We start from the raw sequence: 22,689 nt of genomic DNA, 5'->3' as shown, positions 1-22,689 counted from the left end.
GCCATTGGGTTTGCTACCCTGCAATTTTTGCAGGTTGTGAACGCCGATGATCCTGGTCAACAAAAGCGGTGCAATATGCAAGTTTTTATCATGCGTCACGGCGACGCGGCTCTTGAAGCCGCCAGTGACTCTGTCCGTCCTCTTACACCTTGCGGCTGTGACGAATCCCGTCAGATGGCTACCTGGCTGAAAGGGCAAAAAGTGGATATTGAACGTGTCCTGGTGAGCCCGTATCTGCGAGCTGAACAGACGCTGGATGTGGTAGGGGAGTGTATGAACCTGCCAAAAGAGGTCGATGTTCTGCCTGAGCTTACTCCGGGCGGCGATGTCGGTCTGGTCAGTGCCTATCTTCAGGCCCTGTGCAATGAAGGTGTCGCCTCGGCGCTGATCATCTCCCACCTGCCACTGGTTGGTTATCTGGTTTCTGAACTCTGCCCGGGCGAAACGCCGCCGATGTTCAGCACCTCAGGGATAGCGAATGTCACCCTCGATGAGTCGGGTAAAGGGGTATTTAACTGGCAGATCGGCCCTTGCAATCTAAAGATGGCCAAAGCCATCTGACGCCAATGTCATTAAGGCGGGGCGCTTAGCACCCGCCTTTCTGTCAGGGCAGCTCAGGCGGTTGCCACTCTTCTACCTCAATCAGCACCAGTAATGCGGCATCTCCACCGTACTCTTTGGGTGCCTGATGAAAAGCCATAATATGCGGATGCTGGGCAAGCCAGAGCGGGGTTTGCTGTTTAAGAATATGCTTTCCGTGGCCGTGCATCACGCAGGCGCAGAAAACATGCTCCCGACGGCAGGCGGCGATCAATGCGCCCAGCTCCTGTTTGGCCTGCATCTGGGTTAATCCGTGCAGATCGAGAAATAATTCCGGCGAATAATCTCCCCGACGCAATTTCTTCAGCTCGAAGTGGCTCACATCCGGGCGCACATACTTCATCGCCCCTTCCGTATTCAGCAGCGGCTGAAATTCATCCGAGAAATAGTGGCTGGCATCGGCCTGCTCTGAGATCAGGCGTTTTACCGGTAGCTCGGTGATTTTTTTACGCTGCGGGCGGTGGACAAAGGTGTCCTGCTTAATTTTACGCGTGCCGGTCATGAGCTGACGAAACAGCGTTTGATCCTCCTCGCTGAGCGATGTTTTCTTTTTCATTTGGTCGTCTCATCTTCTGTTTGCCACAGTGTACCTGACTCCCCGCCCCGCAAAACGCATTTTTTAAACGCCAGCCGTTGCTGACAATGCTGATTTATCGCCGTCTTCATGGCAAACTAGCCGCCGAAAAATTAGCGAGCATGCCCTGGAGGGAAAAGTGGATAAAATATTTGTCGATGAAGCAGTGAATGAGCTGCATACCATTCAGGACATGTTGCGTTGGTCGGTTAGCCGCTTCAGCGCCGCCAACATCTGGTATGGTCACGGTACTGATAACCCGTGGGACGAAGCGGTGCAGTTAGTGCTGCCGTCGCTCTATCTGCCACTGGATATCCCGGAAGATATGCGCACTGCGCGCCTGACCTCCAGCGAGAAACACCGTATCGTTGAGCGCGTCATTCGCCGCGTGAACGAGCGTATTCCGGTAGCCTACCTCACCAATAAAGCCTGGTTCTGCGGCCACGAATTCTACGTTGATGAGCGCGTGCTGGTTCCGCGTTCGCCTATTGGTGAGCTGATTAACAATCAGTTCTCTGGCCTTATCGACCATCAGCCTGAACATATTCTGGATATGTGCACCGGTAGCGGCTGTATAGCCATTGCCTGTGCTTACGCCTTCCCGGAAGCGGAGGTGGATGCGGTCGATATCTCTTCCGACGCGCTGGCGGTGACGGAACATAACATCGAAGAGCATGGCCTGATCCATCACGTTACGCCGATCCGCTCCGATCTGTTCCGCGATTTGCCGAAGCTGCAATATGATCTGATTGTCACCAACCCGCCGTACGTCGATGCGGAAGATATGTCCGATCTGCCAAACGAGTATCGCCACGAACCAGAGCTGGGTCTTGCCTCCGGTAGCGACGGCCTGAAACTGACCCGCCGCATTCTGGCCTGCGCGCCAGAGTACCTGACCGACGACGGCGTTCTGATTTGTGAAGTGGGCAACAGCATGGTACATCTGATAGAGCAGTACCCGGATGTGCCGTTCACCTGGCTCGAATTTGACAACGGTGGCGACGGCGTCTTTATGCTGACCAAAGCGCAGCTGATCGCAGCGCGTGAATACTTCAGCATCTACAAAGATTAATCCAGCGGGCTTCGGCCCGTTTCACAACGCTCAAATACAGAACAACGACAACGGAGCCGTGATGGCAGGAAACAGTATTGGACAATTATTCCGCGTGACCACGTTCGGTGAGTCACACGGGCTGGCGCTGGGCTGTATCGTTGATGGCGTGCCGCCAGGCATCGAACTGACAGAAGCGGATTTACAGCACGACCTCGACCGCCGTCGTCCGGGCACCTCGCGCTACACCACGCAGCGTCGCGAGCCGGACAGCGTCAAGATCCTTTCCGGCGTTTTCGAAGGCCGCACAACCGGCACCAGCATTGGTCTGCTGATTGAAAACACTGACCAGCGCTCGCAGGATTACGGCGCCATTAAAGATGTGTTCCGTCCGGGCCATGCCGATTACACCTACGAACAAAAATACGGTTTTCGCGACTATCGCGGCGGCGGACGCTCTTCCGCGCGTGAGACAGCGATGCGCGTGGCGGCAGGGGCGATTGCCAAGAAATACCTGGCCCAGAAATTTGGCATCGTGATCCGCGGCTGCCTGACCCAGATGGGCGACATTCCGCTGGCCATCAAAGACTGGGATCAGGTCGAACAAAACCCGTTCTTCTGCGCCGATGCCGATAAACTTGAGGCGCTGGACGAACTGATGCGTGGCCTGAAAAAAGAGGGCGACTCCATCGGTGCCAAAGTCACGGTTGTGGCGGAGGGCGTTCCTGCGGGCTGGGGTGAACCGGTCTTCGACCGCCTGGATGCTGATATCGCCCACGCGATGATGAGCATCAACGCCGTGAAAGGGGTGGAGATTGGCGACGGTTTCGGCGTTGTGGCGCTGCGCGGTAGTCAGAATCGCGATGAAATTACCAAAGAGGGCTTCCAGAGCAATCATGCGGGCGGCATTCTGGGTGGTATCAGCAGCGGTCAGCACATTGTGGCCAATATTGCGCTGAAACCGACCTCCAGCATCACCGTGCCGGGTCACACGATTAACCGCTCTGGCGAAGACGTTGAGATGATCACCAAAGGGCGTCACGATCCTTGTGTGGGGATCCGCGCGGTGCCGATCGCAGAAGCGATGCTGGCCATCGTGCTGATGGATCACTTCCTGCGCCAGCGCGCGCAGAATGCGGATGTGACGACCACCATTCCACGCTGGTAAACATGAAAAAAACCGCAATTGCTCTGCTGGCGCTGGTTGCCAGCGGAGCCAGCCTGGCAGCGACGCCGTGGCAGAAGATTACCCATCCGGTGGCGGGAAGCGCGCAGTCAATTGGCGCCTTCTCAAACGGCTGTATCGTCGGCGCGCAAGCGCTGCCGTTACAATCCAGCACGTATCAAGTCATGCGCACCGATCAGCGACGTTACTTCGGCCATCCGGATCTGGTCTCGTTTATCGAACGTTTGGGTACCCAGGTTAACACTCTCGGGCTGGGAACGATGCTGATAGGCGATATGGGGATGCCAGCGGGCGGGCGCTTCAATGGCGGCCACGCCAGCCATCAGACCGGGCTGGATGTCGATATCTTCCTGCAACTCCCTAAAACACGCTGGACGTCTTCGCAATTATTAAAGCCCCAGGCGCTGGATTTGGTGGCGCGTGACGGCAAAAACGTGGTGCCGTCGCTCTGGACCCCCGAGGTATTTAGCCTGATCAAGCTTGCGGCAAAAGACAACGACGTGACGCGCATCTTTGTTAACCCGGCCATTAAACAGCGTCTTTGCCAGGATGCCGGCAGCGATCGTGACTGGCTACGCAAAGTGCGGCCGTGGTTCCAGCATCGCGCGCATATGCACGTCCGGCTGCGCTGCCCGGCAAACAGCCTGGAGTGTGAAGATCAGCCTTTGCCTCCGGATGGCGACGGCTGTGGCATGGAGTTACAAAGCTGGTTTGAACCGCCAAAACCGGGTACCACTAAACCTGAGAAGAAGACACCGCCTCCGCTGCCCCCTTCCTGTCAGGCGCTACTGGACGAGCATGTACTGTAATGGATAATTTCGTTGAGTTATTTATGGTGTCACCGCTGCTGCTGCTGGCACTTTTTTTTGTCGCTATGCTGGCGGGCTTTATCGATGCCCTGGCGGGCGGCGGCGGCTTGTTAACTGTCCCTGCGCTGTTAGCGGTAGGGATGAGCCCGGCGCAAGCGCTGGCGACCAATAAGCTGCAGGCCTGCGGGGGATCCGTCTCCGCCACGCTCTATTTTGTACGCCGAAAAGTGGTCAGCATTGCCGATCAGAAACTCAATATTTTGATGACCTTTATCGGCTCAACGAGCGGGGCGCTGCTGGTGCAGCACGTTCAGTCCGACATCTTACGTCAAATCCTGCCGCTGCTGGTCATCTGCATTGGTCTCTACTTCCTGCTTATGCCAAAACTGGGCGAAGAGGACCGCCAGCGCCGACTGCACGGTCTGCCGTTTGCCCTCATCGCCGGGGGTTGCGTGGGATTCTACGACGGCTTTTTCGGGCCGGGGGCCGGGTCGTTCTACGCGCTGGCCTTTGTCACCCTGGCCGGTTTTAACCTCGCTAAATCCACCGCCCATGCCAAAATGCTCAACGCCACCTCGAATCTGGGCGGCCTGCTGCTGTTTATCATCGGCGGTAAGGTGATCTGGGCAACCGGTTTTGTCATGATGGCAGGACAATTTCTTGGAGCGCGAATGGGGTCGCGCCTGGTGCTCAGCAAAGGGCAACAGCTCATTCGTCCGATGATAGTGATCGTCTCGGCGGTGATGAGTGCAAAACTACTTTATGACAGCCACGGACAGGAGATCCTCAGCTGGTTGGGGATGAACTAATGAACAGTACGCATAAATATGAACAGCTGATCGCCATTTTCGACGGCTGCTTTGCCGATGATTTTAATACCCGTCTGATTAAAGGCGACGACGAACCGATCTATCTTCCTGCAGATGCGGAAGTGCCGTACAACCGGATCGTCTTTGCCCACGGATTTTACGCCAGCGCCATGCACGAGATCTCACACTGGTGCATTGCCGGAAAAGCCCGCCGCGAGCAGGTCGATTTCGGGTACTGGTACTGCCCGGACGGTCGCGACGCCGCGACGCAGGGGCAATTTGAGGATGTGGAAGTGAAACCGCAGTCCCTCGAATGGTTGTTCTGCGTCGCGGCGGGTTTTCCCTTTAACGTCAGCTGCGACAATCTGGAAGGCGAGTGCGAACCGGATCGTATCGCGTTTCAACGTCGCGTGCATGCGCAGGTCATGACGTACCTGGATAAGGGAATACCGGAACGCCCGGCGCGCTTTATCCAGGCGCTGCAAAACTATTATCACACACCGGCCATAACGGCGGAGCAGTTCCCGTGGCCGGAAGATCTTAATTGAGGAAAGAAGATGATCGCAGAATTTGAATCACGCATCCTGGCGTTAATTGATGACATGGTAGAGCACGCCAGTGACGATGAACTGTTTGCCAGCGGTTATCTGCGTGGGCACCTGACGCTGGCGATTGCCGAGCTGGAAGCGGGTGACGATCACTCTCCGCAGGCCGTGCACCAGGGGGTGAGCCGCAGCCTTGAAAAAGCGATTCAGGCCGGTGAACTCAACCCGCGCGACCAGTCTCTGGTGGTGGGCATGTGGGACAACCTGTTCCAGCAGGCCAGCAAGCACTAAGCTTTACCCTCCCTCTCCCGCGGGAGAGGGAAGTACCCCTATTTTACCTGCTTTCCTTTTAGCAATTTTCTCACCCATAGCCGGTTCGGATTCAATCCCGCCAGGGTCGTCGCATCCAGCGGAATAGGCTCATTACTCATTTGCGATGCCAGCACCTCTGCCGCCAGCGGCGCGGAGCAGAGGCCACGCGAACCCAGCGCACCCAGCAGATAGAGATCGGGCCACACCGGCGCAGAGTCGGCCTTCTCTTTATTGCCTACCAGATCGGCATAGCGCGCCAGCGTGGCGTCGTAATCTGCCGCGTTACCGATCATCGGCAGATGATCGCGCGAGGCGCAGCGCACCCCGTTACGGGCCTGCTTGCCGCTGACATCCACCTCTTTAGCCCACTCAGCACTGGGGAAGCAGTCCAGCAAGCGCTGACGATTATGCTGCTGATCTTCATCGCGATAGCGAGCCTCGGTCTCGCCGCGATGATAACTGGCGCCAATACAGTGCTGGCCGTTGGAGGGATTCTGTGGCGTGAGGTAGCCGTCATAACAGAGTACCTGGCGCAGCTGGCTGAGCCGAGGTGCCGCCGGAATATGGCTGACCTGGCCACTCACCGGATAGACCGGTAGGGCCTCTGTCTGACTGAACCCACTTATATTTTCCCCGTTGGCCAGCACTACCGCGTGATGCTGCTCGCGCTGGCCGTCGCTAAAGGTAATCGTCCACTGTGCCTCTTCACGCGTTAAAGATGCTGCGGTGCGGGCGTAGTGCACCTGTAAACCGCGCTGGCAGGCGAGGGCGATAGCGCCTGCGGTGAGTTCTGCCGGGCAGAGCCAGCCGCCGAGCGGGTACTGAATGCCACCGCAGCCGGTTTCCACCCCGGTTGTTTCCTGCACCTGCTCCGCGTTCACCGCTGCGGCGAGGGGAGCCGGCAGCCCCAGTGAAAGCATCTGGTCGATTTTTTGCTGACTTTTTTCATCCCAGCCGAGCTGGGTTACACCGCACCAGTCATGATCAAAGCTAACCGGCAGGGCATCGTAGAAACGACGGGCGAAAGTAAAGGCCGCCGGGAAAAAGCGGCTCAGGGCCGGATCGTGAGCGCTGAGTAGCGGGTAAAGCGCCCCCTGGCGATTGCCGGACGCTCCCGCGGCCGGGGCGTCGTCGGCGCAGTACAAGGTGACCTGCCAGCCGCGCTGAATCAGGGCCAGCGCGAGAAGGGCACTGGCGACGCCGCCGCCGATAATGGCCGTTTCCCGTTTCTCACTGCCGCTGCGGGCAAACCAGGGGGCGCGGGCCGGGGAGGCGTTGTCCTGCTCCATCACCCCCACCAGCATTTCCCGTTTGCGGCCAAAACCTTTTACCTTCTGCACGCTGAAACCGGCCTCTTTTAACCCGCGACGGACAAAACCGGCGCAGGTAAAGGTCGCAAATGTCCCGCCCGGGCGCACCAGGCGCGCCATTGCAGAAAACAGATTGTCATTCCACATCTCCGGATTTTTCGCCGGGGCAAAGCCATCTAAAAACCAGGCATCGACCTTCTGATTAAGCGAGTCATCCAGGGTTTCGGTTAGCGCGTTGATGTCCCCAAGCCACAGATCGAGTGTGACGCGCCCCTCGTCCATGATCAGGCGATGGCACCCCGGCAGCGGCAGGGGCCACTGCTTTTGCAGCTGCTCTGCAAAGGGGGCGAGTTCTGGCCAGTGCTGATGCGAAAGGATCAAGTCGTCCTGGGTCAGCGGAAATTTTTCAAAACTGATGAAATGTAATCTTTGCAGGGTAGCGTCGGGGTGTGCGGTGCGGAAATGCGCAAACGCCTGCCAGAGGGTAAGAAAGTTTAAACCCGTACCAAAACCGCTCTCAGCCACCACAAACTGGCTGCGCGGGTGGTCAGGGAAGCGCGAAAGAATGTGGTTTCCGTTGAGGAAAACATAACGAGTTTCCTCCAGTCCGTTATCATTAGAGAAGTAGACGTCATCAAAATCTCGGGAAACAGGTGTACCCTCAGCGTTGAATTCGAGGTTGGCGGGTTGTATAGCGTTATGTTTCACGTAAGTTACTCGTCTGACAGGCAGTGGCACGATCTTAGCGATGTGTGCGTGAGGGTGCAAATTTCCGCAGAAATTGGCTGATCGGACTTGTTCGGCGTACAAGTGTACGCTATTGTGCGACTCGAAACTTACTTTAGTGCGACTTACAGAGGTATTGAATGAAACGTGCAGTGATTACTGGCCTGGGCATCGTTTCCAGCATCGGTAATAACCAGCAGGAAGTCCTGGCATCTCTGCGTGAAGGACGCTCCGGGATCACTTTCTCTGAAGAGTTTAAAGATTCAGGTATGCGTAGCCACGTATGGGGTAACGTCAAACTGGACACCACCGGTTTGATCGACCGCAAAGTGGTTCGTTTCATGAACGATGCCTCTATTTATGCTTATCTCTCCATGCAGGAAGCGATTGCTGATGCTGGCCTGAGCGAAGACGTTTATCAGAACAACCCACGTGTGGGTCTGATCGCCGGTTCCGGTGGTTCGTCTAAGGCGCAGGTATTTGGTGCTGACGCAATGCGTAGCCCGCGTGGTCTGAAAGCGGTTGGCCCGTATGTCGTCACCAAAGCAATGGGTTCTGCGGTCTCCGCGTGCCTGGCAACCCCTTTCAAAATCCATGGCGTTAACTACTCCATCAGCTCTGCCTGTGCGACCTCCGCGCACTGCATCGGTAACGCGGTTGAGCAGATCCAGTTAGGTAAACAGGACATCGTGTTTGCTGGCGGCGGCGAAGAGCTGGGCTGGGAAATGGCCTGTGAGTTCGACGCAATGGGTGCGCTCTCTACCAAGTACAATGAAACGCCTGACCAGGCTTCCCGTACCTATGATGCAAACCGTGACGGTTTCGTTATCGCAGGCGGCGGCGGCATGGTTGTGGTTGAAGAGCTGGAACACGCCCTGGCGCGTGGTGCTCACATCTACGCTGAAATCGTTGGCTACGGTGCAACTTCCGATGGTGCAGATATGGTTGCTCCGTCTGGCGAAGGCGCAGTGCGCTGCATGAAGATGGCGATGCACGGCATTGACACCCCAATCGATTACCTGAACTCCCACGGCACCTCCACGCCGGTAGGCGATGTGAAAGAACTGGGTGCGATTCGTGAAGTCTTCGGCGACAACAGCCCGGCTATTTCTGCAACCAAAGCGATGACCGGCCACTCTCTGGGTGCAGCTGGCGTGCAGGAAGCTATCTACTCTCTGCTGATGCTGGAACACGGCTTTATTGCCCCAAGCATCAACATCGAGGAGATGGACGAGCAGGCTGCGGGTCTGAACATCGTGACCGCGCCAACCGAGCGTGAACTGAATACTGTTATGTCTAACAGCTTCGGTTTTGGTGGTACCAATGCCACGCTGGTAATGCGTAAGCTGAACGCGTAAGTTCAGGCAGTTTGCAAAAAGGGAGCCTTAGGGCTCCCTTTTTTACGTTGACAAGGTGCTGATCCGGCAGGCAAACTTCCTGGCTCAACATTATCATCACGGTAATGCGTAAGCGTTTAACGTCAACCAACGCACCTTAATCCTGATCGTCAGGTAGAGGGGGCGTGGCATTTCTCCCCGCCTTACTCTTCATTTCGGAGTAAAGCATGATAGCAATAACCCAACAAGAAACCTCTTCAGCGAATGTCTCGCTGTTTCGCATCGCCTTCGCGGTGTTTCTCACCTACATGACCGTCGGCTTGCCGCTACCGGTGATCCCCCTGTTTGTTCACCAGGAGCTGGGCTACGGCAATACTTTGGTCGGCATTGCCGTGGGTATACAGTTTTTAGCTACCGTACTAACCCGTGGCTACGCCGGGCGACTGGCGGATCAGCATGGCGCCAAACGTTCGGCGTTACAGGGAATGTTTGCCTGTGGGCTGGCCGGCGGTGCCTGGCTGCTGGCGGCGCTACTGCCGGTGGATGCAGTGGTGAAATTCGCGCTGCTCATTGTAGGTCGCCTTATTCTGGGCTTTGGTGAAAGCCAGCTTCTGACCGGGACCCTCACCTGGGGAATGGGGCTGGTTGGCCCTGCGCGCTCCGGGAAAGTGATGTCCTGGAACGGTATGGCTATCTACGGTGCTCTGGCGGCGGGTGCGCCGCTGGGCCTGCTGATTCACAGCCATTTTGGTTTTGCTGCGCTGGCTGGCACCACCATGCTACTGCCATTGCTGGCCTGGGCCTTTAATGGCCCGGTACGAAAGGTGCCTGCCCATAAAGGCGAGCGACCGTCGCTATGGAGCGTAGTCGGGCAGATCTGGCAGCCAGGTCTGGGGCTGGCGTTGCAGGGAGTGGGATTCGCCGTTATTGGGACCTTCGTGTCGCTCTACTTTATGAGCCGCGGCTGGGCAATGGCGGGCTTTACCCTGACGGCGTTTGGCGGAGCTTTTGTACTGATGCGCGTGCTTTTTGGCTGGATGCCGGATCGCTTTGGCGGGGTGAAGGTTGCCGTCGCGTCGCTGGCGATCGAGACGGTAGGTCTGCTGATGTTGTGGCAAGCGCCAGTGGCTTCGGTTGCACTCCTCGGGGCGGCGCTAACCGGCTGCGGTTGTTCGCTCATCTTCCCGGCGCTGGGCGTAGAAGTGGTGAAGCGTGTGGCGCCGCAGGTGCGCGGCACGGCACTGGGTGGTTATGCGGCGTTTCAGGATATCTCGTACGGCGTAACCGGCCCGCTGGCAGGGCTACTGGCAACCTCGATGGGTTATCCGTCGGTATTTCTGGCAGGGGCCGTTTCAGCCGTCGTGGGGATTGTCGTTACGCTGCTGGCATTTCGTAAAGGGTAGCTCGCTGCCGGGGGATCTCCTCATCCTTGAGGAGAAGCCTGTCAGACCACCAGCCAGAACAGCGCCAGCGCGACCATCAGCGCCACAAACATCAATCCCGGACGTGCAGTCAGCGTTCGGAAGGTCTCTACAACCGGGGCAAACAGCGGGCTGTAAATAGGCTGAATATTGCGAGCCTCTGGCACGCCGCTCTCACGTTCGGCACGGCGAACGAAGATCTGGTTCAGGATATCCTGCACCTGAGCGGTCGTCAGCACCGTTTGCGGCGTCGCCTGCCAGTTCTGCTGGGCATAGTCGCGTATCGTCTCGAACTCCTGTGGCTCCAGTGGCTGTTTCAGCGCGGCCTGCACCGTGTGCAGCGTTGGCGCACTCTGGGCATTCAGCGTCTGGCGCGCCTGCAGCCAGGTAACCAGATGGGTGAACTGTTTCGCCGGGATGAGCTCTCCCGCCTTCACCCCTGAAAGCTCCAGCATCGACTGCCAGATAAGCTTCGTTGGCTCGCCGGTAGCGGCAGCCAGCCGGGTGACCATCTGTTTAAGGGTGTTGTGCTCGGCAGGCTGAAGCGGACGTTCCGTCGCGGGCCGCTGTTGCGGCTGAGGGATGGTCAGCTCTTTGTTCTGTAAAAGCGTCAGCACCGTCTTTAGCTGCTCCGGCGTCAACTGGCTTAGCGCCGTGTGTCCGAACTCATGGCGAATAAAATCACTCACCGCCTGGCGGTTATTCCCCTGGCTTAACAACTCCGTCAGTTGTGACACCATCTGACGCGTAGTGTGATTCTGCTGCGCAGCGTTAAGGCGCTGGTTGAGATTCTGTTCGGCCGCAGGGAAGTGGCGCGATTGCAACGGAGTATCGTTCTTCAGCCCCAGATCATGCTTAACCCCGGCCCAGACCTCCGCGTTTTGTTGCGACGTTAGCGCAATAAGACGCGTAATAAGGCGCTCCAGCACGGTGCGCTGCTGCGTGGAGAGAGGCTGTTCGCCAACGTTCGAAGGGGCTACGGGGCCTTCACCCGGAGGGCGCGGCGGCGTGCCTGAAATGGGCTGCATCGTCTATCAATCCTTAAAGTCATTACTCACCGTAAACCGGGTTTACGTGTATGCCTGGCGGCGAGATTATGGCACACTTGGCAGGTTTTCTTCCTCTCAAACAGGTACTCAGCCGTGAAAATCCTCGTTGATGAAAATATGCCTTACGCGCGTGAGCTTTTCAGCCGTCTGGGCGATGTAAAAGCGGTTGCTGGTCGCCCCATCCCCGTCGCGGAACTGGACGACGCGGATGCCCTGATGGTGCGCTCGGTAACGAAGGTGAATGAGGCGTTACTGGCCGGTAAGCCGGTAAAATTTGTCGGCACCGCAACAGCAGGCACCGATCATGTGGATGATACATGGCTGAAACAGGCCGGTATTGGCTTTTCTGCCGCCCCCGGCTGTAATGCCATTGCAGTGGTGGAGTATGTCTTTTCCGCTCTCTTAATGCTGGCCGAACGCGACGGCTTTGCCCTGCGCGATCGCACCGTGGGCATTATCGGGGTGGGGAATGTGGGCGGTCGCCTGCAAAATCGCCTTGAGGCGCTAGGCATACGTACGCTGCTTTGCGATCCGCCGCGTGCCGATCGGGGTGACGAAGGCGAGTTCCATTCGCTGGAGCAGCTGGTGGCAGAGTGTGACGTTTTGACTTTCCATACCCCGCTCTTCAAAGATGGTCCTTATAAATCGCTGCACCTCGTCGACGACGCACTCCTCCGCGCCCTTAAGCCTGGCACTATTCTGATTAACGCCTGTCGCGGGCCGGTCGTGGATAACGCCACGCTCCTGAACCGTCTCGACGCCGGACAGGATCTGAGCGTGGTACTGGACGTGTGGGAGCCGGAGCCGGATCTCAACGTCGAATTACTGGCGAAGGTGGATATTGGCACCGCGCACATTGCAGGCTACACCCTTGAGGGGAAAGCGCGCGGCACCACCCAGGTCTTTGAGGCCTACAGCGCCTTCATTGGCCAGGCGCAGCAGGTGGCGCTCGACACGCTGCTGCCGACGCCTGAGTTCGGCCGCCTGACGCTGCATGGCCCATTCGATGAGTCGACGCTAAAAAGGCTGGTCCATTTAGTGTATGATGTGCGCCGCGATGACGCGCTGCTGCGTAAAGTGGCGGGTATTCCGGGTGAGTTTGACAAGCTGCGCAAGCATTACCATGAGCGTCGCGAATGGTCTTCCCTGTATATCATGTGTGATGACGCCAATGCCGCGTCCATGCTGCATAAGCTGGGTTTCAACGCCGTTCATCATCCGGTACGTTAATATCTTCTTTATGCTCCCTGTCGGCGATCCCGGCAGGGACGCTTTTTTCTGGAGTAAACCACCATGTCTGAAGGCTGGAACATTGCCATACTGGGCGCCACGGGTGCCGTGGGCGAAGCCCTGCTTGAAACGCTTGCCGAGCGTCAGTTCTCAGTGGGTGAGATCTTTGCCCTGGCGCGTACCGAGAGCGCGGGGGAGTATCTGCGCTTTGCCGGTAAATCGGTAATGGTACAGGATGCCGCGCAGTTCGACTGGACCCAGGCCCAACTGGCCTTCTTCGCCGCGGGCGTTGAAGCCAGCGCAGCCTACGCCGAAGAGGCGACCAATGCGGGCTGTCTGGTCATTGACCTGAGCGGTCTGTTTGCCCTTGAACCCGATGTCCCGCTGGTCGTGCCGGATGTTAACCCCTTTGTGCTGGCCGACTATCGCAATCGCAACATCATTGCCGTGCCGAACAGCCTCACCAGCCAGCTGCTTACCGCGCTGAAACCGCTGATCGACGATGGCGGCTTATCGCGCATCACCGTTACCAGCCTGCTCTCCGCCTCCGCGCGGGGTAAAAAAGCGGTGGATGCCCTGGCAGGGCAGAGCGCGAAGCTACTGAATGGTATTCCTGTCGACGAAGACGATTTCTTTGGACGTCAGCTGGCTTTCAATATGTTGCCACTCCTGCCGGATCGGGAAGGTAGCGTGGCTGATGAGCGCCGTATTGTCGATGAAACCCGCAAAATTATGCAGGACGAAGGGCTGATGATCTCCGCCAGCTGCGTGCAGTCGCCGGTCTTCTACGGCCACGCTCAGATGGTGAATTTCGAAGCGCTGCGCCCGCTGGCGGCAGAAGAGGCCCGCGATGCCTTTGCGCGCGGCGAGGATATTGTCCTGAGCGAAGAGAGTGAGTTCCCGACGCAGGTCGGCGACGCGACGGGCAACGGGCATCTTTCCGTAGGCTGTGTGCGTAACGATTACGGCATGCCGGAACAGGTACAGTTCTGGTCGGTTGCCGATAACGTCCGTTTCGGCGGCGCGCTGATGGCGGTGAAGATCGCCGAAAAACTGGTGCAGGAGTATCTGTACTGATGTCAGAAGTGGAACACAAGCCAGTACATAAGATTGCCCTCGGCATTGAGTACGATGGCAGTAAATATTATGGCTGGCAGCGCCAGAATGAGGTGCGCAGCGTCCAGGAAAAACTGGAAAAAGCGCTCTCTCAGGTGGCGAATGAACCCATCAGCGTCTTCTGTGCCGGTCGTACCGATGCGGGGGTGCATGGCACGGGCCAAGTAGTGCATTTCACCACTACTGCGGTGCGTAAAGACGCGGCATGGACGCTGGGTGTAAATGCGAATTTACCTGGTGACATCGCGGTGCGTTGGGTGAAAGATGTGCCGGATGATTTTCACGCGCGCTTTAGCGCCACCGCGCGCCGTTATCGCTACATCATCTACAATCAGCGTCTTCGCCCCGCGGTCTTAGGCCAGGGGGTGACCCATTACTTTGAGCCGCTGGATGCCGATCGTATGCATCGCGCGGCCCAGAGTCTGCTGGGTGAAAATGATTTTACCTCGTTCCGTGCGGTGCAGTGCCAGTCGCGCACACCGTGGCGTAACGTGATGCACATTAACGTCAGTCGTTATGGCGCGTATGTGGTGGTGGACATCAAAGCCAATGCCTTTGTACATCATATGGTGCGGAATATTACAGGCAGCCTGATGGAAGTGGGTGCCGGACACCAGCCGGAGAGCTGGATTGCAGAGCTGTTAGCGGCAAAGGACAGAACGCTGGCGGCAGCAACGGCGAAAGCGGAAGGGCTGTATCTGGTCTCTGTGGATTATCCGGACCATTTTGACCTACCGAAGCCGCCAATGGGACCGCTGTTTTTAGCGGACTAAGCGCATGTGCAATTAAGGCTAAGACAATATGGATTTAATTCGCTTTCTGATTGATTTCATTCTGCATATTGATGTTCACCTGGCTGAACTGGTGGCGCAATACGGCGTCTGGGTGTATGCCATTCTGTTTGTGATCCTGTTTTGTGAAACCGGGCTGGTGGTTACGCCGTTTTTACCGGGCGATTCGCTGCTGTTTGTCGCGGGCGCGCTGGCGTCGCTTGAGACCAACGATCTGAACGTTCACCTGATGGTGGTGCTAATGCTGATTGCCGCTATCGTCGGCGATGCGGTGAACTACACTATAGGGCGGTTGTTCGGCGAGCGGTTATTCAGTAACCCGAACTCGAAAATTTTCCGTCGCAGCTATCTGGATAAAACCCACGCGTTTTACGAGAAGCACGGCGGAAAAACCATTATCCTCGCGCGATTCGTGCCTATCGTCAGGACGTTTGCGCCCTTTGTTGCGGGGATGGGGCATATGTCCTACCGTCATTTTGCCCTCTATAACGTGACGGGGGCCCTGTTGTGGGTGCTCAGCTTTACTTACGCGGGTTATTTCTTTGGCACCATTCCGATGATTCAGGAAAACCTTAAACTCCTGATCGTTGGGATAATTGTGGTGTCCATCCTGCCGGGCGTGATTGAGATTATTCGTCACCGACGCGCGGCGGCAAAGCAAGCGAAGTAAAGGCGCATTAGCGGTTCGACCACTTTTTTGTCCAAAGTTTCGGGCTGTTATGTTTTAATGTGCAACATTCATGGTCTGTTGGGGGCAAAAATGGCATTATGCGCCCCTTACAGCAAAACTGGCATAGAACCAGGTTCAGGCAGAAAGGTTATCAATGAGCTGGATTGAACGAATTAAAAGCAACATAACCCCCACCCGCAAGGCGAGTATTCCTGAAGGGGTGTGGACCAAGTGTGACAGCTGCGGTCAGGTCCTGTACCGCGCCGAGCTCGAGCGTAATCTTGAGGTCTGTCCGAAGTGCGACCATCACATGCGTATGTCGGCGCGTAACCGCCTGCATAGCTTGCTGGATGAGGGATCTCTGGTAGAACTGGGTAGCGAACTTGAGCCGAAAGACGTGCTGAAGTTCCGTGACTCCAAGAAATACAAAGATCGTCTGGCCTCTGCACAGAAAGAGACCGGCGAGAAAGACGCCCTGGTTGTGATGAAAGGCACGCTGCACGAGATGCCGGTTGTCGCGGCGGCGTTTGAGTTCGCCTTTATGGGCGGCTCGATGGGTTCTGTCGTGGGCGCGCGCTTCGTGCGTGCCGTTGAGCAGGCGCTGGAAGACAACTGCCCGCTGATCTGCTTCTCCGCCTCCGGCGGGGCGCGTATGCAGGAAGCGCTGATGTCACTGATGCAGATGGCGAAAACCTCTGCGGCACTGGCTAAAATGCAGGAGCGTGGACTGCCGTACATCTCCGTCCTGACCGACCCGACCATGGGCGGCGTATCAGCGAGCTTTGCAATGCTGGGCGACCTGAACGTGGCTGAACCTAAAGCGCTGATCGGTTTTGCCGGTCCGCGTGTTATCGAACAAACGGTACGTGAAAAACTGCCGCCGGGCTTCCAGCGCAGTGAATTCCTCATCGAGAAAGGCGCTATCGACATGATCGTCCGCCGCCCGGAAATGCGCCTGAAACTGGCAAGCATCCTGGCGAAGCTGATGAATCTGCCATCGCCGTCTCCGGATGAGCCGCGCGAAGGCGTGGTCGTACCGCATCAGGAACCCGAGGCCTGATAACTGCAAAGGGCAGGGCCAGACGGCGCTGCCCTTTTGCTTTCTCACCGTAACTGAAAAGTGCGCATCATGGAAAAGAACCCAATCCCTAAAGCCACGTCGCCTCTGGCCGCGTGGCTTTCTTATCTGGAAAACCTGCACAGTAAAACCATCGACATGGGCCTTGCCCGTGTGAGTCAGGTGGCGGCGCGCCTTGATGTTCTGAAACCGGCCCCTTTTGTCTTTACCGTCGCAGGTACTAACGGTAAGGGCACGACCTGCCGTACGCTGGAAGCGGTGCTGATGGCCGCCGGCTACAAAGTGGGGGTGTACAGCTCCCCGCACCTGGTACGTTACACAGAGCGCGTGCGCGTACAGAATCAGGAGCTCACCGAAGCAGCCCACACCGCTTCATTTGCCGAGATCGAGGCTGCGCGCGGTGATATCTCATTAACCTACTTCGAGTACGGAACGCTCTCGGCCCTGTGGCTGTTTAAGCAGGCGCAGCTTGACGTCGTCATTCTGGAAGTGGGTCTCGGCGGCCGTCTGGATGCCACCAATATGGTGGATGCGGATGTGGCTGTGGTGACCAGCATCGCGCTGGACCATGTCGACTGGCTTGGTCCGGATCGCGAAAGCATTGGCCGCGAAAAAGCGGGAATCTTCCGCCCCGGCAAACCTGCCGTAGTGGGGGAGCCCGATATGCCGCATACCATCGCCGATGTGGCTCAGGAGAAGGGCGCCACGCTGCTGCGCCGTGACGTTGACTGGCATTATGCCGTGAGCGAACACGACTGGCGCTTTAGCGACGCGAAGGGCGTGCTCGAAAACTTGCCGCTACCGCAGGTGCCGCAGCCGAACGCCGCCACCGCGCTTGCTGCCCTGCGAGCCAGTGGGTTGGCCGTTAGCGAGCAGGCGATTCGGGAGGGCGTTCAGCATGCCATACTGCCGGGACGTTTTCAGATTGTCAGTGACGCACCGCGCGTGATACTTGACGTCGCCCATAACCCCCACGCTGCGGCGTACCTTGCAGGACGTCTCAAAAGCTTGCCAAAAACCGGGCGTGTCCTGGCGGTTATCGGTATGCTTCATGATAAAGACATTGCGGGGACGCTGGCCTGCATGGAGAGTGCGGTCGATAGCTGGTATTGTGCTCCTCTGGAAGGTCCACGCGGCGCGTCTGCCGAACAGCTGACGGAACACCTCGGCGAAGGCAAACGCTTTGATAGCGTGGAGCAGGCATGGCATGCAGCCATGGCCGATGCCAGACCAGAAGATACCGTGCTGGTGTGTGGGTCGTTCCACACGGTGGCACATGTCATGGAAGTGATGGACGCGGGGAGAACCGGTGGCAAGTAAGTTTCAGAACCGTTTAGCAGGAACCATTGTGCTGGTAGCGCTGGGGGTGATCATCCTCCCGGGGCTGCTCGACGGGCAGAAAAAACATTATCAGGATGAGTTCGCGGCGATCCCGCTGGTACCAAAACCTGGCGACCGTGATGAGCCGGATATGCTGCCTGCCGCGACGCAGGCCCTGCCTGCTCAGCCGCCTGAAGGCGCCGCAGAAGAGGTGCAGGCGGGCGATGCCGCTGCGCCGTCAATAGATCCTGCGCGCATGGCCGCCAGTAATAATGGCGAACTGGATCCCGTGCCGGTACAGGCTGAACAGCCTGCGCCAAAGTCGGTACAAAAACCGAAGCCTGCCGAGAAACCGCAGCCGAAGCCGCAGCGTGATAATACTCGCGACCAACTGGCCGCAGCCACGGAAACGCCTCCAGCGAAACCGGCGGCGGAAGAGAAGCCCGCACCGACTGGCAAAGCGTATGTGGTGCAGCTCGGCGCGCTGAAAAATGCGGATAAGGTTAACGAGATCGTTGCCAAACTCCGTGGCGCGGGGTATCGCGCTTACACTTCACCTGGTACACCGGTACAAGGTAAAATCACCCGTATTCTCGTCGGGCCTGATGCCTCAAAAGAGAAGCTAAAAGGCTCGCTGGGGGAACTCAATCAGCTCTCAGGATTGAGCGGTGTGGTGATGAATTATAGCGCGAACTGACGCGCGCTATAGGCCCGTTTCTTAACCGATAAGGGCCGGGGCATCCGTCCGCAGAGACGTAACCCGCCACAGGCGTTGACTATTTTTTCAACGCCTTTTTTATTTACGCATGGGAAGGAAATCCCTACGCAAACGTTTTCTTTTTCTGTTAGAATTCGCCCCGAACTGGATGACAGGGCGTTAAATCGTGGGACACATATGGTCTGGATTGATTACGCCATCATTGCGGTGATTGGTTTTTCCTGTCTGGTTAGCCTGATCCGTGGCTTTGTTCGTGAAGCGTTATCGCTGGTAACCTGGGGCTGTGCCTTCTTCGTTGCCAGTCATTACTACACTTACCTGTCTGTCTGGTTCACGGGCTTTGAAGATGAACTGGTCCGAAACGGAATCGCCATCGCGGTACTGTTTATCGCGACGTTGATTGTCGGCGCTATCGTCAATTATGTGATAGGTCAGCTGGTCGAGAAAACCGGTCTGTCAGGTACGGACAGGGTGCTCGGCATCTGTTTTGGGGCATTGCGAGGCGCGCTGATTGTGGCGGCGATACTGTTCTTCCTTGATACCTTTACCGGGTTCTCAAAAAGTGAAGACTGGCAGAAATCGCAGCTGATTCCACAATTCAGTTTCATCATCAGATGGTTCTTTGACTATCTGCAAAGCTCGTCGAGTTTCTTGCCCAGAACCTGATCGGTTCTGAGATGTGGCTTAACGAGGAAAAGACGAATGTGCGGTATTGTCGGTATCGCCGGTTTCATGCCGGTAAACCAGTCGATTTATGACGCGTTAACGGTGCTTCAGCACCGTGGGCAGGATGCTGCGGGTATCATCACCATTGATGCAAACAACTGCTTCCGTTTACGTAAGGCGAATGGCCTGGTAAGCGATGTGTTTGAAGCCCGCCATATGCAGCGTCTGCAAGGTAATATGGGTATTGGTCACGTTCGTTATCCTACCGCTGGTAGTTCCAGCGCCTCTGAAGCACAGCCTTTCTATGTAAACTCCCCGTATGGCATCACGCTTGCTCACAACGGCAACCTGACCAACGCGCACGAGTTACGCCAGAAGCTGTTTGAAGAGAAGCGTCGCCACATTAACACCACTTCTGATTCTGAAATTCTGCTGAATATTTTTGCCAGTGAACTGGACAACTTCCGCCACTATCCGCTTGAAGCAGATAACATTTTTGCTGCCGTGGCTGCCACTAACCGTCTGATCCGTGGTGCTTATGCCTGCGTAGCGATGATTATCGGCCACGGTATGGTTGCCTTCCGCGACCCGAACGGTATCCGCCCGCTGGTGCTGGGTAAACGTGACATGGGCGACGGCCGTACCGAATACATGGTGGCCTCTGAGAGCGTGGCGCTGGATACCCTGGGCTTTGAATTCCTGCGTGATGTCGCGCCAGGCGAAGCGATTTACATCACCGAGAAAGGGCAGCTGTTCACCCGCATGTGTGCGGATAATCCGGTCAGCAATCCGTGTCTGTTCGAGTATGTTTACTTCGCGCGTCCAGACTCCTTCATCGATAAAATCTCCGTCTACAGCGCCCGTGTGAATATGGGAACCAAGCTCGGCGAGAAGATTGCGCGTGAGTGGGAAGATCTGGATATCGACGTGGTGATCCCCATCCCGGAGACCTCCTGCGATATCGCACTGGAGATGGCACGTATTCTGGGCAAACCCTATCGTCAGGGTTTTGTGAAAAACCGCTACGTGGGTCGTACCTTTATCATGCCAGGCCAGCACCTGCGCCGTAAATCTGTGCGCCGTAAGCTCAACGCCAACCGCGCTGAGTTCCGCGATAAAAACGTGCTGCTGGTTGATGACTCTATTGTACGCGGCACAACCTCTGAGCAGATTATCGAAATGGCCCGTGAAGCCGGAGCGAAGAAGGTCTATCTGGCCTCTGCTGCGCCGGAAATCCGCTTCCCGAACGTCTACGGTATCGACATGCCAACAGCGAACGAGCTGATTGCCCACGGTCGTGAAGTGGACGAGATTCGCCAGATCATCGGCGCGGACGGCCTGATTTTCCAGGATCTCAACGATCTCATCGAGGCGGTGCGTGCGGAAAACCCGGATATTCAGCAGTTTGAATGCTCAGTATTTAACGGTATTTACGTCACAAAAGATGTCGATCAGCAGTATCTCGACTATCTCGATTCCCTGCGAAATGACGACGCGAAAGCGGTTCAGATGCAGAACGATCTTGAAAGCTTAGAGATGCACAACGAAGGCTAATCGCCGAAGCAAGCGAGGGCAGTGGCCCTCGCTTGCAACTCCTCGCAAAATCCTGCACAGTCAGCCCTGAACTGGAAAGGGCGAAAATCATGAAACGACTGATAGTAGGGATCTCAGGTGCCAGCGGTGCCATATACGGTGTGCGTTTACTGCAGGTGCTGCGTAACGTGCCGGACGTGGAAACCCATCTGGTAATGAGCCAGGCGGCGCGCCAAACCCTCTCCCTTGAAACAGACCTCTCTCTGCGCGACGTTCAGTCTTTGGCCGACGTCATTCATGACGCCCGTGATATCGCCGCTACCATCTCTTCCGGCTCGTTTAAAACATCGGGAATGGTCATACTGCCCTGTTCGATTAAGACCTTGTCTGGCATCGTGAACAGCTACACCGACACCCTGGTAACCCGTGCGGCCGATGTAGTGCTAAAAGAACGTCGTCCGTTGGTGTTGTGCGTACGTGAAACGCCGCTGCATCTGGGGCATCTGCGTCTGATGACTCAGGCGGCAGAACTGGGCGCGGTGATTATGCCGCCGGTGCCGGCGTTCTACCATCGCCCACAAAGTCTGGATGACGTAATCAATCAAACGGTTAATCGCGTGATCGATCAGTTCGACATTGAACTACCTGCCGATCTTTTTACCCGCTGGCAGGGTAGCTAAAAATGTGCACTGGCTGAGTGCGATAAAACACCGTGTTGCCCTGTTTCAGGGCAATTATGCAACAGCGATCATATCCTCAACATTTAATTCCTTTTTTGCCCTCTCCTCGCTGCGGTTCGTTTGGCAGACCTGCTATCTTTCACCATTAAGGCATTCTTGCAACCTTTCATTAACATATTAAACGTTGAATTTTTATACCGACGTCAAAATGGCATAAGACCTGCAAGACAATGCCTGCAACACACAACACAACAGATAATAAAATCACGATACTTGAGGGTAAATGTATGAAGAAGACGGTTCTGGCTCTGTCTTTACTGGTGGGATTAAGCGCGGCCGCAGGGAGCTACGCAGCGCTTCCGCAAACCGTACGTATCGGTACCGATGCGACCTATGCGCCATTCTCATCTAAAGATGCGAAAGGGGAGTTCGTCGGGTTTGATATCGATCTGGGGAATGAGATGTGCAAACGCATGTCTGTGAAATGTACCTGGGTAGGCAGCGATTTCGATGCGCTGATCCCGTCCCTCAAAGCCAAGAAAATTGACGCGATTATCTCGTCGCTCTCCATTACTGAGAAGCGCCAGCAGGAGATCGCGTTTTCTGAAAAACTCTACGCAGCAGATTCGCGTCTGATTGCCGCAAAAGGCTCCCCCGTACAGCCGACCATCGACTCGCTGAAAGGCAAGCATGTGGGCGTGCTGCAGGGCTCGACGCAGGAAGGTTACGCTAATGCCAACTGGCGTGAGAAGGGGGTCGATGTAGTGGCCTACCAGAACCAGGATCTGATTTACTCTGACCTGTCGGCGGGCCGTCTTGATGCGGCATTCCAGGATGAAGTTGCGGCCAGCGAAGGCTTCCTGAAACAGCCAGCGGGCAAAGAGTTTGCTTTTGCAGGCCCATCGGTTAAAGACAAAAAATACTTTGGTGACGGTACCGGTATTGGCCTGCGTAAGGACGATACTGAGCTGAAAGCGGCCTTCGATAAAGCCTTCGACGACCTGCGCAAAGATGGGACTTACGACAAACTGGCGAAAAAATACTTCGACTTCAATGTCTACGGTGATTAATCGGCTTTAAGCGAATGCACCATAATGGTGGGTCATTATGGTGCATGGCGGGTGAGCGTGAACCAGAAGAGTGCACATCATGTGCCCG

The 22,689-nt window shown here is 56.5% G+C and carries 23 protein-coding genes; 20 read left to right on the top strand and 3 right to left on the bottom strand.

The window, feature by feature from the left end:
* Window positions 1-75: 75 nt before the first annotated feature.
* Window positions 76-561, top strand: coding sequence for a phosphohistidine phosphatase SixA (gene sixA / locus B2Q93_RS17175; RefSeq protein WP_207292163.1), 486 nt, complete (start codon window positions 76-78; stop codon window positions 559-561).
* A gap of 43 nt (window positions 562-604) precedes the next feature.
* On the opposite strand, the gene smrB is transcribed toward sixA, so the two are convergent.
* Entirely contained in the window at window positions 605-1,156 is a 552-nt protein-coding gene (gene smrB, locus B2Q93_RS17170; RefSeq protein WP_040074618.1) for an endonuclease SmrB, read from the bottom strand.
* A gap of 157 nt (window positions 1,157-1,313) precedes the next feature.
* Here smrB and prmB point away from each other — a divergent pair, with 157 nt between their 5' ends.
* From prmB to B2Q93_RS17140, 6 genes are all read left to right on the top strand, one after another.
* The gene (gene prmB, locus B2Q93_RS17165; RefSeq protein WP_040074619.1) at window positions 1,314-2,246 is read left to right on the top strand and encodes a 50S ribosomal protein L3 N(5)-glutamine methyltransferase; all 933 of its coding nucleotides are present in this window, start codon (window positions 1,314-1,316) and stop codon (window positions 2,244-2,246) included.
* A gap of 61 nt (window positions 2,247-2,307) precedes the next feature.
* Window positions 2,308-3,393 (top strand): chorismate synthase, encoded by a 1,086-nt coding sequence (gene aroC, locus B2Q93_RS17160; RefSeq protein WP_286809455.1) that lies wholly within the window; start codon window positions 2,308-2,310, stop codon window positions 3,391-3,393.
* Window positions 3,394-3,395: 2 nt separating this feature from the next.
* The gene (gene mepA / locus B2Q93_RS17155) at window positions 3,396-4,220 is read left to right on the top strand and encodes a penicillin-insensitive murein endopeptidase (RefSeq protein WP_286809454.1); all 825 of its coding nucleotides are present in this window, start codon (window positions 3,396-3,398) and stop codon (window positions 4,218-4,220) included.
* Window positions 4,220-5,029 (top strand): sulfite exporter TauE/SafE family protein, encoded by an 810-nt coding sequence (locus B2Q93_RS17150; RefSeq protein WP_040074622.1) that lies wholly within the window; start codon window positions 4,220-4,222, stop codon window positions 5,027-5,029. The genes mepA and B2Q93_RS17150 overlap by 1 nt, the downstream gene beginning before the upstream one ends.
* Window positions 5,029-5,577, top strand: a complete 549-nt coding sequence (locus B2Q93_RS17145) for an elongation factor P hydroxylase (RefSeq protein WP_040074624.1) — start codon at window positions 5,029-5,031, stop codon at window positions 5,575-5,577. Before B2Q93_RS17150 ends, B2Q93_RS17145 begins: the two co-directional genes overlap by 1 nt.
* A gap of 9 nt (window positions 5,578-5,586) precedes the next feature.
* A complete protein-coding gene (locus B2Q93_RS17140; RefSeq protein ID WP_040074625.1) occupies window positions 5,587-5,865 on the top strand; it encodes a YfcL family protein in 279 nt (92 codons plus the stop codon).
* A 38-nt stretch (window positions 5,866-5,903) separates the two neighbouring features.
* Here the strand turns inward: B2Q93_RS17140 and mnmC are convergent, their stop codons facing one another.
* Complete coding sequence (mnmC, locus tag B2Q93_RS17135; RefSeq protein ID WP_286933847.1) at window positions 5,904-7,904, bottom strand: bifunctional tRNA (5-methylaminomethyl-2-thiouridine)(34)-methyltransferase MnmD/FAD-dependent 5-carboxymethylaminomethyl-2-thiouridine(34) oxidoreductase MnmC; 2,001 nt, start codon at window positions 7,902-7,904, stop codon at window positions 5,904-5,906.
* A 158-nt stretch (window positions 7,905-8,062) separates the two neighbouring features.
* Between mnmC and fabB the strand changes: the two genes are divergently transcribed.
* Together fabB and B2Q93_RS17125 are read left to right on the top strand one after the other, a co-directional pair.
* Window positions 8,063-9,280, top strand: coding sequence for a beta-ketoacyl-ACP synthase I (gene fabB, locus B2Q93_RS17130; RefSeq protein ID WP_040074627.1), 1,218 nt, complete (start codon window positions 8,063-8,065; stop codon window positions 9,278-9,280).
* A 206-nt stretch (window positions 9,281-9,486) separates the two neighbouring features.
* Window positions 9,487-10,662 carry an MFS transporter gene (locus B2Q93_RS17125; RefSeq protein ID WP_286933846.1) on the top strand — a complete coding sequence of 392 codons (1,176 nt, stop codon included), beginning with the start codon at window positions 9,487-9,489 and terminating at the stop codon, window positions 10,660-10,662.
* A 41-nt stretch (window positions 10,663-10,703) separates the two neighbouring features.
* Here the strand turns inward: B2Q93_RS17125 and flk are convergent, their stop codons facing one another.
* A complete protein-coding gene (flk, locus tag B2Q93_RS17120) occupies window positions 10,704-11,708 on the bottom strand; it encodes a flagella biosynthesis regulator Flk (RefSeq protein WP_212477659.1) in 1,005 nt (334 codons plus the stop codon).
* Window positions 11,709-11,822: 114 nt separating this feature from the next.
* On the opposite strand from flk, the gene pdxB reads away from it, so the two are divergent.
* The 11 genes from pdxB (at window position 11,823) to argT (ending at window position 22,601) form a co-directional block, all read left to right on the top strand.
* Window positions 11,823-12,959: a 4-phosphoerythronate dehydrogenase PdxB gene (pdxB, locus tag B2Q93_RS17115; RefSeq protein WP_286933845.1), complete on the top strand. Its 1,137-nt coding sequence runs from the start codon at window positions 11,823-11,825 to the stop codon at window positions 12,957-12,959.
* A gap of 63 nt (window positions 12,960-13,022) precedes the next feature.
* Window positions 13,023-14,036: an aspartate-semialdehyde dehydrogenase gene (locus B2Q93_RS17110; RefSeq protein WP_040074633.1), complete on the top strand. Its 1,014-nt coding sequence runs from the start codon at window positions 13,023-13,025 to the stop codon at window positions 14,034-14,036.
* Window positions 14,036-14,848: a tRNA pseudouridine(38-40) synthase TruA gene (gene truA / locus B2Q93_RS17105; RefSeq protein ID WP_286933844.1), complete on the top strand. Its 813-nt coding sequence runs from the start codon at window positions 14,036-14,038 to the stop codon at window positions 14,846-14,848. Before B2Q93_RS17110 ends, truA begins: the two co-directional genes overlap by 1 nt.
* 28 nt (window positions 14,849-14,876) lie before the next feature.
* Window positions 14,877-15,536, top strand: a complete 660-nt coding sequence (locus B2Q93_RS17100; RefSeq protein WP_040074636.1) for a DedA family protein — start codon at window positions 14,877-14,879, stop codon at window positions 15,534-15,536.
* A 154-nt stretch (window positions 15,537-15,690) separates the two neighbouring features.
* Window positions 15,691-16,596, top strand: a complete 906-nt coding sequence (gene accD, locus B2Q93_RS17095) for an acetyl-CoA carboxylase, carboxyltransferase subunit beta (RefSeq protein ID WP_040074637.1) — start codon at window positions 15,691-15,693, stop codon at window positions 16,594-16,596.
* Between the two features lie 69 nt (window positions 16,597-16,665).
* The gene (gene folC / locus B2Q93_RS17090; RefSeq protein WP_286933842.1) at window positions 16,666-17,934 is read left to right on the top strand and encodes a bifunctional tetrahydrofolate synthase/dihydrofolate synthase; all 1,269 of its coding nucleotides are present in this window, start codon (window positions 16,666-16,668) and stop codon (window positions 17,932-17,934) included.
* The gene (dedD, locus tag B2Q93_RS17085; RefSeq protein ID WP_046884673.1) at window positions 17,924-18,631 is read left to right on the top strand and encodes a cell division protein DedD; all 708 of its coding nucleotides are present in this window, start codon (window positions 17,924-17,926) and stop codon (window positions 18,629-18,631) included. The genes folC and dedD overlap by 11 nt, the downstream gene beginning before the upstream one ends.
* Window positions 18,632-18,829: 198 nt before the next feature.
* Window positions 18,830-19,318, top strand: a complete 489-nt coding sequence (gene cvpA / locus B2Q93_RS17080; protein WP_040074640.1) for a colicin V production protein — start codon at window positions 18,830-18,832, stop codon at window positions 19,316-19,318.
* A gap of 36 nt (window positions 19,319-19,354) precedes the next feature.
* On the top strand, window positions 19,355-20,872 hold the full coding sequence (gene purF, locus B2Q93_RS17075; protein WP_040074641.1) for an amidophosphoribosyltransferase: 1,518 nt from the start codon (window positions 19,355-19,357) through the stop codon (window positions 20,870-20,872).
* Between the two features lie 89 nt (window positions 20,873-20,961).
* Window positions 20,962-21,531 carry a UbiX family flavin prenyltransferase gene (locus B2Q93_RS17070; protein ID WP_040074642.1) on the top strand — a complete coding sequence of 190 codons (570 nt, stop codon included), beginning with the start codon at window positions 20,962-20,964 and terminating at the stop codon, window positions 21,529-21,531.
* 287 nt (window positions 21,532-21,818) lie between these two features.
* The gene (gene argT / locus B2Q93_RS17065) at window positions 21,819-22,601 is read left to right on the top strand and encodes a lysine/arginine/ornithine ABC transporter substrate-binding protein ArgT (protein WP_040074643.1); all 783 of its coding nucleotides are present in this window, start codon (window positions 21,819-21,821) and stop codon (window positions 22,599-22,601) included.
* Window positions 22,602-22,689: the final 88 nt, after the last annotated feature.

The organism is Leclercia sp. UBA5958 (genome assembly GCF_002430365.1).
In the GTDB taxonomy this organism is placed as follows: Bacteria; Pseudomonadota; Gammaproteobacteria; order Enterobacterales; family Enterobacteriaceae; genus Enterobacter; species Enterobacter pneumoniae.
This window is presented reverse-complemented; position numbering and strand designations above follow the sequence as displayed.